The organism is Paenibacillus sp. RC334, from assembly GCF_030034735.1.
Taxonomy (GTDB): domain Bacteria; phylum Bacillota; class Bacilli; order Paenibacillales; family Paenibacillaceae; genus Paenibacillus; species Paenibacillus terrae_A.
This window is the reverse complement of record NZ_CP125370.1, coordinates 4,718,831-4,731,079: the sequence shown is the minus strand read 5'-3', so window position 1 is coordinate 4,731,079 and position 12,249 is coordinate 4,718,831. Positions and strand designations below refer to the sequence as shown.

Genomic DNA, 12,249 nt, shown 5'->3' with positions numbered 1-12,249 from the left:
CAATCCTAATAAGGAGCGTGAGAAACATGAATCAGACCCATCATAAATCTTATGCCAAAGTGGTAGAGAACGGTGTACAAGCCATCGAAGCGGTGAATGAATTGCGCAACACGGGCTATCGTTATGAGGATGTGTTTGTGCTCGCTCATGATCAGGATCGGACGGATCGTATTGCAGATACAGTGGATGCCAAGGAAATCGGGATTAAGGAAGAGGGCGTTTTTGATTCATTAGCCAATCTGTTCCGTTCCCGTGGCGACGAGCTTCGCGCTAAAATTACTTCCTTGGGATTTACAGATACGGAAGCTGATTTTTACGAAAAAGAACTGGATCAGGGCAAAGTTCTGGTCATTGCCAAAAAAGCTTGATAACGCCGGTTGAGCAGGGAAATAGACTGGCATTAGAGCTGAAAAAGAGGATGCTGACCGCCGCACAAGTGCTTCGCGGTTCCTCCAAAAACATAGATAAGGAATGGGGCGAGGGCCTCATTCCTTATCTATGTTTTTGGAATGCCTTCTTATGGAAAGCTAATTCATGTCCATAAGGGCGTTGCCGCTTAAACAGGTAAGTATAATACATGGGTTACAGATAAGGAGAGAGAAATGAGAATCCTAATTGTTGACGATAATCCGACCAATGTCATTATTATTCGTGAAATATTAAAGAAAGAAAATTATAAGGATGTTATCTCTGCCAGCTCAGCCGCAGAAATGTTGGAGCATTTGGGGATCGGCGACCGTACCATTAGTCTGCGTCCTCGACCTTCCGATATTGATTTGGTTCTGCTGGATATGATGATGCCTGAAATGGATGGTATCGAAGCTTGCAGCATCGTGCAGGAGTACGAGCATCTGAAAGATATACCCATCATCATGGTAACTGCTGTAGGCGATTCCAAGAAACTGGCAGAGGCACTGGATGTAGGGGCCGTCGATTACGTCACCAAGCCTATTAATAAGGTAGAATTAATGGCCAGAATACGGCTTGCCTTGCGTCTCAAACAGGAAAAGGACTGGCATAAAGACCGGGACCAGCGGATTCAGGACGAGCTGAAGCTGGCCGCGATGGTACAGCAGGCTGTGCTTAGTCCTGCCATTCAAGACCCGGTGCTGCAAGTAAATGCCCTGTATCAGCCTTCCTTTGAACTGGCGGGAGACTTGTATTCCTGGTATCCGCTCGGGGAAGGTAGATATGCGATCATTTTGCTGGATATGATGGGTCATGGCATCTCTTCTTCACTGTTCTGCATGTTCATTGCATCTGTACTCAAAGATACCGTGACCACATACGTAGAGCCCGAAAAGGTGATTCAGGAGCTGAATCGTCGCTTTAATCAACTGGATTTGGGCAAGCAGCTCGTGCAGTATTATTTTACGGCGATTTATATGGTCATTGATACCCGTTCTCGGCGGATTGATTATGTGAATGCGGGGCATCCACCTGGGCTGCTGTTTAGTCAGGACGGGAGCATCACCAAATTTGACCGTGCGTGCAGTCCGGTAGGTTTATTTGATAAAATTGATGCGGAAATGCACACGGTCCATTATGAAGGAACGGGGCATATCGCTTTGTATACCGACGGCTTGCTGGAGGCCGTAGAGGGCGAATATGAGGAACAACTGGAGTATTTGACTGCGTGTCTGCGCAAGCATGAGGAATGGAATGAAGAAGCGATGCTGGATGCTTTTTTTCGTAAAGAAGCACCGCAGGATCGCGATGATGATAAGTGCCTGATCTGGATTTCATTGAAAGAGGGAGAGAGCTTGCATGAAAATCAGAAATAAACTGCTGATCGGCTTCGGGTCGCTTATGGCGATCCTCCTTGTGCTGACACTAATCAGCTATGATCGAATGGGGAGTCTGAATGAGCAGCTGAATCAGGTTTACCAGGACCGCTATATGAAGGTCCGAAAAACAACGGCCATTCGCGGTCAGGTGAACGATATGGCGAAGGTTATGGCCAATCTGATATTAAATCCGGGGTCCTCTGTCAGTGAAGCCAAGCGAGAGCTTGATGGTATTACTGCTTCCGGAACTAAGGTGCTGGAGGAATTGGAATCTGGTTCTGGTACCAGTGAGGAGCAGCAGCAAGTGGATCGGGTAGCGGCCGCTTGGAAAGACTTTTTGAGCTATGAACAAAGACTGATTTCCTTGTTGGGGCAAGACCGTATTGAGGAAGCAAATGCTTTCCGTAATAGTACGGGGTTACCTGCTCAACAGGAGGCGCTGGACAGTGTTTCTACACTTTCCGTTTTTCAGGATCGGGAAATAGATCATGATATGGAGCAAGCCAATCAGGCTTATCAGGAATCCGTGCAGATTACCACAATTCTGATGGTCGCCGGGCTACTTATGGGGTTATTGGTTATCTTGTGGGTGCTTCCAAGTATTGCGAAAGGTCTAAACATCGTTAACCTCATGATCAATGGCTTTGGCAAAGGAAAATACAGGGCGATCAGCCGAATGAACGTAGCCTCCAAGGACGAGATTGGGGAGGTTGCCCGTGTATTTCAGCAAATGGCTGGAGACCTGGAGGAAAAGCGTAAGTTCGAGCACTCCGTCCTTCAGACGCAGAAGGATCAAGCCTGGCTCAATGCTAACACGGCACGGGTGACAGAACTGTTCCGAGGCGTGAATTCACTGGAGCAGGTCGCACAGATGTTTATCAGTGAGTTTACGCCTATTTTGGGAGGCAGCTACGGAGCGATTTATTTGCAAGGCAAGCAAGTGGAAGATGATCAATTTAAGCTGTACGGCTCCTACGCGAAGGAGGTTGCTGAAGATTCGATCAAGGACGTTATCCATGTTGGCGAAGGCTTGCTTGGACAAAGTGTTCTGGATCGCAAACCGATCCTGATTACGGAGACTCCTGACGGATATTTGTCCATCGGCTCCGCATTAGGGGCAAGTAAGCCGGTGGGGATTATGATTTTCCCTGTATTGTTCGAGGATGAATGCATCGGTGCTGTGGAAATAGCGTCGCTGGATCGCTTTAGTGATCTGGAAACGAAGCTGCTTGCTCAATTAGTGGAGAGCTTGGGGATTATTTTGAACAACATCAAGGGACGGATGCGGGTAGAGCAACTGCTGCGCGAATCGCAGGCGTTGACTGAGGAATTGCAGTGCCAGTCCGAAGAGCTTCAAACCCAGCAAGAGGAGCTCAAGCGTTCCAACGAAAATTTGGAGGAGCAGACGGAGGAGCTTAAACGTTCGGAAGAGCTGCTACAGCGTCAGCAGGAGGAACTGGAGCATTTTAACACCGAGCTGATTGCCAAAACGAGAGCGCTGGAAGAGCAGGTTCGGGAAGTGGAGGAAAAGAACGACGAGATCGAACGTGCGCGTGCCCAGTTGGAGCAGCAGGCGATGCAGTTGGGCATCACAAGTAAATACAAATCGGAATTTTTAGCCAACATGTCGCATGAATTGCGTACTCCGCTGAATAGCTTGCTCATTCTTTCTCAGCTCCTGTCCGAGAACAAGGACGGCAATCTTAAGCCCAAGCAGGTTGAATATGCACAGACCATTTATATGTCAGGCGCAGATTTGCTGAAAATGATTGATGAAATTCTGGATCTATCCAAAGTGGACGCCGGGAAAATGGATATTAACCATGAGGCCGTCAACCTGAAAGAGCTGGAGATATTTGTGGAGCAAAATTTTGCTCCGGTCGCAGCCAAACGTGAGCTTCAACTCCATACCGAGATAGAAGAAAGCTTGCCGGAAGCCATTATAAGTGACGGTTATCGTCTCAAACAAATTTTACGGAATTTACTGTCCAATGCATTCAAGTTTACGACAGAGGGATCTGTTCGTTTTAGTGTATCAAGGGCAACCGGTGACCAGCTTCCCGGTTTTCTAAATCCGCATAAATCCTATCTGGCCTTGTCTGTACGTGATACGGGTATCGGCATTGCTTCGGATAAAACGGGTCTGATTTTCGAGGCATTCCAGCAGGTAGATGGAACAACCAGCCGTAAATACGGCGGAACTGGACTTGGCTTGTCGATCAGCCGCGAGCTTTCCAGATTGCTGGGCGGTGTCATTACAGTAGAATCTGAGCCGGGGCAGGGCAGTTGCTTCACACTGTATCTGCCGGAACAAACGCAAACAACAGAGGGAGCAGAGTCGCAATCGGGCACGGCACTGGATATGGGTGGCGTCGCAGCATCGGCAGAATCGGATTTTCCTATGCTTGTTCCCGCTGAGCAGCTGCCTATGTATCAGATGCCTTCGAAGGAAAAATCGGAGGACATCGTGCACCCGGGCGACGACCGTAACGATATTGCCTCGATGGATAAGGTATTACTGATCATAGAGGATGATGTTAAATTCGCTAAAATCCTGTACGATATGGCTCGTAGCCGTGACTTTAAGGCACTTATCGCTCTCCAGGGAGACGAGGGGCTGGACATGGCCAGATCCTATTTGCCGGACGCCATTATTCTGGATATTCAATTGCCTGTTATGGATGGTTGGTCCATTTTGGGTGAGCTGAAAGGAAATTCATCTACGCGGCATATTCCGGTACATGTTATTTCGGTTATCGACGATGTGAAGCAAGGCTTGATGATGGGCGCGATTGCCTATCTCAAAAAGCCATCTTCAAAGGAAAGTTTGGATAAGGCATTTTCACATATTAAATCATATACAGATAAAATGGTGAAACGTCTTCTCGTGGTCGAGGACGATGATAATCAGCGTAAATCCATTATTGAACTGATTGACCATGACGATGTTGCCATTACGGCGGTTTCGACCGGGCAGGAAGCGCTGAATGAGCTGGGGATGCAGCGGTATGACTGTATGGTGCTGGACCTCATGCTGAACGATATGACAGGCTTTGAACTGCTAGGCCGCATTCGGGACAATGAGCAACTGACCGATCTGCCGATTATTATTTATACGGGTAAAGATCTGGACAGCAAAGAAGAAACGCAACTGCGTAAATTTGCGGAGTCCATTATTATTAAGGATGTCAAATCGCCGGAACGGCTTTTGGATGAAACGACCCTGTTCCTGCATCGTGTCGAGGCGAATCTCCCTGAGGATAAACGTAAAATTTTGCAGAAGCTATATAACAAGGAAGAATTGTTTGAAGGTAAAAAAATATTGTTGGTGGATGATGATATCCGAAACGTATTCGCCCTGTCCAGCGTGCTGGAAGGCTACCGCATGGAGGTTACTTTTGCGGAAAATGGTAGAGAAGCGCTGGAAATGCTGGAACAGACACCTGATTTTGATCTGGTGCTGATGGATATGATGATGCCTGAAATGGACGGATATGAAGCCATGCGGCGAATCCGGCTGATGCCGCAATTCGAGAAGCTGCCTATTATTGCGCTCACAGCCAAGGCTATGAAGGATGATCGTTCCAAGTGTATTGAGGCAGGCGCTTCCGATTATGTGAAGAAGCCGATTCAAACCGAACAGCTTTTGTCATTAATGCGGGTATGGCTGTATTCGTAGCCCGAAAAAATGGGTAATATAAATCAACACATGATTGGAGCGGTACTGGCAAAACCTATTCAGGAATTGGAGAGAGATTATGACATCAAAGGATACGGCGGATAATGCTGCTATTGAACTGAAATCGAATGAAACGGAGCGGGAGATGATTGAGATTGAGCTGTTGCTGGAAGGCATTCATCGGCTGTACGGCTACGATTTTCGTAACTACGCTCTGCCTTCGATCAAGCGGCGTATTTATTATCATGCACAGTCCGAGAAGGTTAGCACGATATCAGGGCTTCTGTCGAAGGTGCTGCATGATCGCAGCGCCTTCGACAGACTGGTGCAAAGCCTTTCGATTCCAGTGACCGAGATGTTCCGTGATCCTGAGCTGTTTCTGAATTTCAGGCAGAAAATAATTCCGATTTTACGGACATATCCGTATATTCGAATATGGCATGCAGGTTGCTCGACAGGTGAGGAAGTATACTCGATGGCGATCATGCTGCATGAGGAAGGCTTATATGATAAAGCCCGTATTTATGCGACGGATATGAATAACCTGTCTTTACAGCAGGCGAAGGAAGGCGTATACGGAATTGATCGAATGAAGCTGTATACCAAAAATTATTTGGAGTCAGGAGGTACGCAATCGTTCTCCGAATATTACACAGCCAAGTATGATTCAGTGATGTTTCATCCTTTTTTACGTAAAAACATTATTTTTGCGGAGCACAACTTGGCGACAGACCGGTCCTTTAACGAGTTCAACGTTATTTTTTGCCGGAATGTCATGATTTATTTTAACGATGAACTTCGCAACCATGTACACGGGTTGTTTTATGATAGCTTGAGCCATTTTGGCGTATTGGTGCTTGGGGCCAAGGAATCCATACATTTTACCGATTATAGTGATTCCTACGAGCCGCTGGACCGGGTAGAAAAAATATACCGGAAGATTAAATAGAGATGCTTAGGAGGATCCCATGGGGCTTCATGAACCGATTCATATACTGCTGGTAGATGACAGACCTGAGAACCTGCTCGCTCTTGAAGCGGTGCTGGAGAGTGAACAATATAATTTGGTAAAGGCAACATCCGGGGAAAAAGCACTGCGATGTCTGTTAAAAGATGAATTCGCACTGGTAGTCCTTGATGTGCAAATGCCGGGTATGGATGGAATTGAGACTGCAAAGCTGATTAAGGCCAGAGAGAAGACGAAAGATATTCCGATCATCTTCATTTCCGCTAACAGTAAGGAAGCGGAGCATTTGTTTGCCGGTTATTCAGCGGGTGGTATTGATTATATGGTGAAGCCATTCATCCCTCAAATTCTCAAGTCCAAAATTGAAGGCTTTGTGCAAATGTATCTGACCAACAAACGCCTGAAAACACAGTCCATGCTGCTTCATCAGAAGACGCATGAGCTGGAAAAGATGAATAGCGAACTGATTGCCGCCAAGGAGGCAGCCGAAATCGCAGCCAATGCCAAAACGGAGTTCCTGGCTATGATGAGCCATGAAATTCGGACACCTATGAATGGTGTGATTGGCATGATTGACCTGTTAATGGGAACAGAGCTGCAAAGCGATCAGCAGGAATATGCCGATATCATTCGCCGCAGTGCAGATGCGCTCGTAGCGGTCATTAACGATATTCTGGATTTTACCAAGCTGGAGTCAGGCAAAATGGAGATAGAGGAATATCCGTTTGATCTGGTTTCCTGTATCAAGGAAGTTTTCAGCCTGTTTACGGTGGAAGTAAATCGAAAGAATCTGGAGATGGATTATTTTCTGGATGAGCAGCTACCGCCAGTGTTATACGGTGATATGGGAAGACTGCGTCAGGTTCTCATTAATCTGGTATCCAATGCCGTCAAATTTACAGATCGTGGTGGTGTATATGTCTTTGCATCGGTCAAAGAGTGTAGCGACGAAGGACTTACCATTGAATTTTCCGTGAAGGATACAGGCATTGGTATTGAGCCCGCCAAGGTTGGAAGGCTGTTTCAGCCCTTTTCCCAGCTTGATTCTTCGATGACGCGCAAATATGGTGGAACTGGTTTAGGGCTCGCTATTTGCAAAACATTGGTGAACATGATGGGCGGCGATATCCGTGTGGATACAAGTGGAGAGCAGGGGGTAACATTCCATTTTACAACGAAGCTTGGCTTTGCTCAGGAAAATGAACTGGAGGGAGAGTCCAGTCACGAATGGGAAATTCCCCATCAGAACTCCTCAAGCCGTAAACCTGTACTGGTCGTGGATGACCATCCGATCAACCAGAAGCTGATGGTCAATATACTGGATAAGCTCGGTTTGGCTTCGGATGTGGCAGCAGACGGGCAACAGGCGCTTGATATGGTCATGGCTAACCAGGATTATGACTATATCTTCATGGACCTGCAAATGCCTGTGATGGACGGATTAGAGTGTACGGGCAAGGTGCGTGAACAATTGGTGGGAAGGTCACAGCCTGCTATTATCGCCATGACAGCGAATGTGATGGAAGGTATTCAGCCCCGATGTATTGAGGCTGGAATGAACGATTATATTAGCAAACCCGTGAAAATCAGCAGTGTAAAACAGGCTCTACTGCGGCATTCTCCGAATCATTTTCCAATGCAATCAGGCAAAGACCAAATTCACGAGGCGTAGCCTGATGCGTAGATGGTGACATTTGGAAGGTGCAGAAAGCATCATACGGTGATTCAAGCGATCGTATAATGGGTTAGTATGTAAGGAAATCTTTTTTCGGGAGAGTAGGCCTATGAATACTAATAAAAATGAGAAGTTCAATGCGATTACAGAAACAAGTGAAGGAGTAAATACCGTTTACCTTAGCGGAGAGCTGGATCTTTCGGTGGCACCTGATTTTCGTCTGGTGATGGAGCCTTTGGTGGGGGAATCCGGCCAGGACTTGATTATTAACTTAAAAGAACTTAAATACATTGACAGTACAGGTATCGGTATTTTGTTATCTATTTTGAAGGCAAGGCATGGGATGGAGTCCCGGTTTGCCGTTCAGGAGGTACCACCTCAAATACAAAAACTGTTCGATATGACCGGTATTGCCAAATTCTTTGTCCCCCAGGAGAATTCCCAATAGGAAAGGAAAGAAAAAGAAATGAATGCTCAAATTCAAAAAGTTATTCTTAATTTGCCGGCAACTGCTGACTTTGTCGATATTGTAAGATTAAATTTGTACGGAATTGCCGCGAAAATGGGATTCTCTTACGAGGATATAGAAGACATGAAAGTGGCTGTATCTGAAGCCTGTAATAACTCTGTCCTTTATGCTTACGGTCATGAAGGCGGAGTGGTGGAAGTAACATTCGAATTTGACGAAGCTTCGTTGTCCATCCGCGTCAAAGATGAAGGGGAGAGCTTTGAACGAATGGAGAACCCGTCCCGACTTGCATCCTTGCATGACAAAGAGCTGAATGATGCGCAGGTAGGCGGACTGGGCTTCTATCTCATGCAGGCGCTTATGGACGATGTCCATATCTTGAATGAGACTGGAAAAGGTACGGAAGTCGTGCTTGTAAAGCGTCTGGTCAGAAGCGAGGAAAAAGTATGAATGAAAAGGTAACTCCCCCGGAGTCGATGGATGAAGCCGTTGGTCTAATCTGGGAGTACCAGCGAACCAAAGATAACGAGATTGCTACCGTACTGATCCGCAAGTATGAGCCGATGGTCAAGATGGCTGCCGGGAAAATCTCCCGTAACCGTCCGGACTTATACGAGGATTTATATCAAACCGGTCAGATGGCATTGATACGTCTGCTTCAGCAATACGATATCAGCTTGGGTATCCCCTTTGAACCGTATGCAATGAAAAGTATGCTGGGACATATGAAAAATTATTTGCGCGACAAATCCTGGTACATTCAGGTTCCCCGCCGCATCAAGGAAAAGGGTGCGCTCGTTCAGCATGCCATCGACGAACTGACTGTTAAACTGGAACGTTCGCCGAATGTGAACGAGATCGCGGAGTATTTGGACCTTACTGTGGAGGAAACGATCGAAGTGCTCGCAGGCCGTGAGTGCTACCATTATGTGTCACTGGACTCACCTTTATCCCAGGAGGAGAGTGCGGCTACGTTAGGCGAGCTTATCAGCTCGGATGCCAATGACTACGACACCGTGGAAAAACGAATGGATTTACAACAAGCTTTAAGCCAGCTTAAAGAGCAGGAACAGAAGGTGCTCCTTCTGGCATTTCAGGATGGTCAATCTCAACGTGCGATTGCGCAGACCTTGGGCGTATCGCAGATGAGCGTATCCCGCATCCAGAAGCGGGCGACCGAGAAGCTGAAACAGATCATGTCTAATTCTTCTATCTCATGAGTGAAAGACGACCTTCATGGTTTCGATTACTGGACGTCACATCGTAAGGACACGCCATTCCATCAGGGAAGCGTGTCCTTTTTTAAAGCGGAAAAGGAGGGGGAGGAAGGGTGAAATCTACGGCAGAATTTGAACAGATTTCCTCCTTTCGCGGAGGGTGGGAATGGTGGGACATCGGCGCTACAGACTGGCAGGACCCCATTATACAAGAGCTGAAAGAGAAACTTCCGGAGGCCCGGGAATGGCTGGACAAGGTAGAGGACATCCCATCCAGTTTTATTTCTGTGCGCTTTCTGGATGGCGTTCAACCCTTGATATGCGGATCGCTGATCTATTCCATTCAGGAGGAAATCGACAGTCAACGCGATTGTAACAAGTTCTATTTTCTGGTCCTTGGCCAGAAATTAGTGACCTTAAACCTGGATCAGAATACCCGCGAAATCATGCACACGGCCGAACGTCAAAAAATGCTCGACCGATGTGAAAGTGCAGCTGATGGCATGTTTGTACTGGCAAGGGCAGTTCTTCATTATTTTCATACGGGGATGGACAAATTCGAGATTAACCTGAGAAAACTGGAAGAGAATATGGAGAAAAGAAATGCCCGTACGCTAATGGACTCCATATTGAATGCGCGTTTTGAGCTGTTGTATTGGAGTAATATGTTCATTCCATTTTCAGAACTGGTAACGGCTTCCCGGGAAGCATATCTGGATGAGCTGGAGGAAAATCGCTTTTTTAAGCAGCTACTTCACCGTGTCAATCGAATGGAAGGGCTGTTTCGGCATTATGAAAAGGAAATTGACACGTTGATCTCCATTGACGATGCCATTTCTGCATTTAGGGGAAATGAGATTACGAAGACACTCACCATTGTAACAGCCGTATTTACGCCTGCAACCGTAGTGGGCGCCATTTGGGGCATGAACTTCGAGAACCTGCCCTGGATCAAAACAGGCTGGGGCTTCACCGCCGTGATTGCGGCGACCCTGTTAAGTATGGTGGGGATGTACGGCTGGCTGATGATGAAGGGATGGACAGGAGATTTGCTGAAAGCTAACAAGCGCAACAAGCTCTAGCTCAGTCATCCAAAATGTACAGATAAAAACGATCCATGGTAATGGGCTACGTGTACGCACGAACCTCTGGTTACTATGGATCGTTTGCCGTCTAATTTCCGCCTTGGCTCATTTTAATATAGCCCAGCAGCTCGGCAATAAAATCTCCGATGATCGGAAGATTCAGTTGTACAAGGAAGCTGAGCAGCCAAGCGAGCAGAGCGAGTATGACAACCGTACCCAGCGTAAGGCCAAGCCCCCTTGCAATGCCTGCGGTCAGGTTACTGATGATCCTTTTTTTAGGATTGGAATAGGTTTCCAATACATCGCGAAATTCTACTCTTTCCAGCATGTCGGCTATTTGATCTAAGCGCTTATTAAGCCGCTTCACCTCATGACGCAGTTCAAAAGGGTGCTCATTCACATCAAAATCCCTTGTTTGATCCTGACCCTGTCGGGGATGAAAGGTCCGTTTGTTGTTTACGCTAAGATTATCTCCATACGAGTTTGGCTTGCTCATCGTCATCCCTGCCTTTCTGTCATCTAAAAAACAGCCAGCTTCGTGCATGCTGGCTGTTCAGTGCTTTAAGGTCTATTCTTGTTGTACACAGAATTCCCTGTCATTAGGAAGTGGTGTTTAATTGTTTTTGCGTTTCCTTGGCAGCTTGGGCCGTTGCATCCATAATTTCTTGATCAGCCTTGACTGCTTCATCAGCAACATCGGCAGAGGCTCTGGCTACGCTGGATAAAATAATGTCTTTACTACCAGATATGGTTTTAGCTACATCTTCTGTTTTAGTGGAAACCGTTTTAGCCAGATCCGTTGCTTTGTTGCTGACTACGGATGCAACGTCTTTTGTTTTATCGGCAACCACTGTAATTTTATCAGACAAATCGCTGCGCAAATCGCGACCCGGCTTCGGCGCGAACAGCAGGGCTGCCGCAGCACCAATCAAACCTCCGATGAATAAACCCTTTGCAAAGCTTGAAGTATTACCTACCGTATTTTGATTATCAATGTTACTCATGTCATATCACTCCTCTTATAGAATAAAAAAATATATAAATGTTAGGTAGCACTTCTTAAAAGCCTGGACACAAGTCCGAGCAGGAACACAAATAATGCGGTTCCGAGTATGGCAGGAATGACTGCAAAATCACTGATGACCGGACCCCAGTTTCCCAGCAGCGTGACACCGAGCCAAGCTCCTACAAATCCGGCGATCATAGAGCCTGCAATGCCGCCGGGCATTTCATGGCCAGCGAGAGCGTCGCCAATCAATCCGATAATAATAGCCATTACTATACTTAATACTATTCCCCACACACGGATCGCCTCCTTTATCCTTCAGTTTAGCAGAATCATAATGCTTTTTGTGAGTGCTGAGTTTAGA

Annotated in this window: 12 protein-coding genes; 9 read left to right on the top strand and 3 right to left on the bottom strand. The window is 46.8% G+C overall.

Annotated elements, in window-relative coordinates; translation table 11 throughout:
* The first annotated feature begins 26 nt into the window (after nucleotides 1-26).
* The 9 genes from QMK20_RS21875 to QMK20_RS21835 all read left to right on the top strand — a co-directional run bounded on the left by QMK20_RS21875 (nucleotide 27) and on the right by QMK20_RS21835 (nucleotide 10,876).
* A complete protein-coding gene (locus QMK20_RS21875) occupies nucleotides 27-368 on the top strand; it encodes a YflT domain-containing protein (RefSeq protein WP_283653290.1) in 342 nt (113 codons plus the stop codon).
* Nucleotides 369-602: 234 nt separating this feature from the next.
* On the top strand, nucleotides 603-1,784 hold the full coding sequence (locus QMK20_RS21870) for a PP2C family protein-serine/threonine phosphatase (RefSeq protein ID WP_283653289.1): 1,182 nt from the start codon (nucleotides 603-605) through the stop codon (nucleotides 1,782-1,784).
* Nucleotides 1,768-5,466 (top strand): response regulator, encoded by a 3,699-nt coding sequence (locus tag QMK20_RS21865; RefSeq protein ID WP_283653288.1) that lies wholly within the window; start codon nucleotides 1,768-1,770, stop codon nucleotides 5,464-5,466. The genes QMK20_RS21870 and QMK20_RS21865 overlap by 17 nt, the downstream gene beginning before the upstream one ends.
* Before the next feature lie 79 nt (nucleotides 5,467-5,545).
* The gene (locus tag QMK20_RS21860; protein WP_283653287.1) at nucleotides 5,546-6,415 is read left to right on the top strand and encodes a CheR family methyltransferase; all 870 of its coding nucleotides are present in this window, start codon (nucleotides 5,546-5,548) and stop codon (nucleotides 6,413-6,415) included.
* A 19-nt stretch (nucleotides 6,416-6,434) separates the two neighbouring features.
* The gene (locus tag QMK20_RS21855; RefSeq protein WP_283653286.1) at nucleotides 6,435-8,105 is read left to right on the top strand and encodes a response regulator; all 1,671 of its coding nucleotides are present in this window, start codon (nucleotides 6,435-6,437) and stop codon (nucleotides 8,103-8,105) included.
* Between the two features lie 112 nt (nucleotides 8,106-8,217).
* A complete protein-coding gene (locus tag QMK20_RS21850) occupies nucleotides 8,218-8,556 on the top strand; it encodes an STAS domain-containing protein (protein ID WP_283653285.1) in 339 nt (112 codons plus the stop codon).
* A gap of 18 nt (nucleotides 8,557-8,574) precedes the next feature.
* A complete protein-coding gene (gene rsbW / locus QMK20_RS21845) occupies nucleotides 8,575-9,027 on the top strand; it encodes an anti-sigma B factor RsbW (protein ID WP_283653284.1) in 453 nt (150 codons plus the stop codon).
* Entirely contained in the window at nucleotides 9,024-9,797 is a 774-nt protein-coding gene (locus QMK20_RS21840; protein WP_283653283.1) for a sigma-70 family RNA polymerase sigma factor, read from the top strand. Before rsbW ends, QMK20_RS21840 begins: the two co-directional genes overlap by 4 nt.
* Before the next feature lie 110 nt (nucleotides 9,798-9,907).
* Entirely contained in the window at nucleotides 9,908-10,876 is a 969-nt protein-coding gene (locus QMK20_RS21835; protein WP_283653282.1) for a magnesium transporter CorA family protein, read from the top strand.
* A gap of 91 nt (nucleotides 10,877-10,967) precedes the next feature.
* On the opposite strand, the gene QMK20_RS21830 is transcribed toward QMK20_RS21835, so the two are convergent.
* From QMK20_RS21830 to QMK20_RS21820, 3 genes are all read right to left on the bottom strand, one after another.
* Nucleotides 10,968-11,381 (bottom strand): DUF5665 domain-containing protein, encoded by a 414-nt coding sequence (locus QMK20_RS21830; RefSeq protein WP_283653281.1) that lies wholly within the window; start codon nucleotides 11,379-11,381, stop codon nucleotides 10,968-10,970.
* Between the two features lie 97 nt (nucleotides 11,382-11,478).
* The gene (locus tag QMK20_RS21825; RefSeq protein WP_283653280.1) at nucleotides 11,479-11,883 is read right to left on the bottom strand and encodes a YtxH domain-containing protein; all 405 of its coding nucleotides are present in this window, start codon (nucleotides 11,881-11,883) and stop codon (nucleotides 11,479-11,481) included.
* A 41-nt stretch (nucleotides 11,884-11,924) separates the two neighbouring features.
* On the bottom strand, nucleotides 11,925-12,182 hold the full coding sequence (locus QMK20_RS21820) for a GlsB/YeaQ/YmgE family stress response membrane protein (RefSeq protein WP_283653279.1): 258 nt from the start codon (nucleotides 12,180-12,182) through the stop codon (nucleotides 11,925-11,927).
* Nucleotides 12,183-12,249 lie beyond the last annotated feature (67 nt).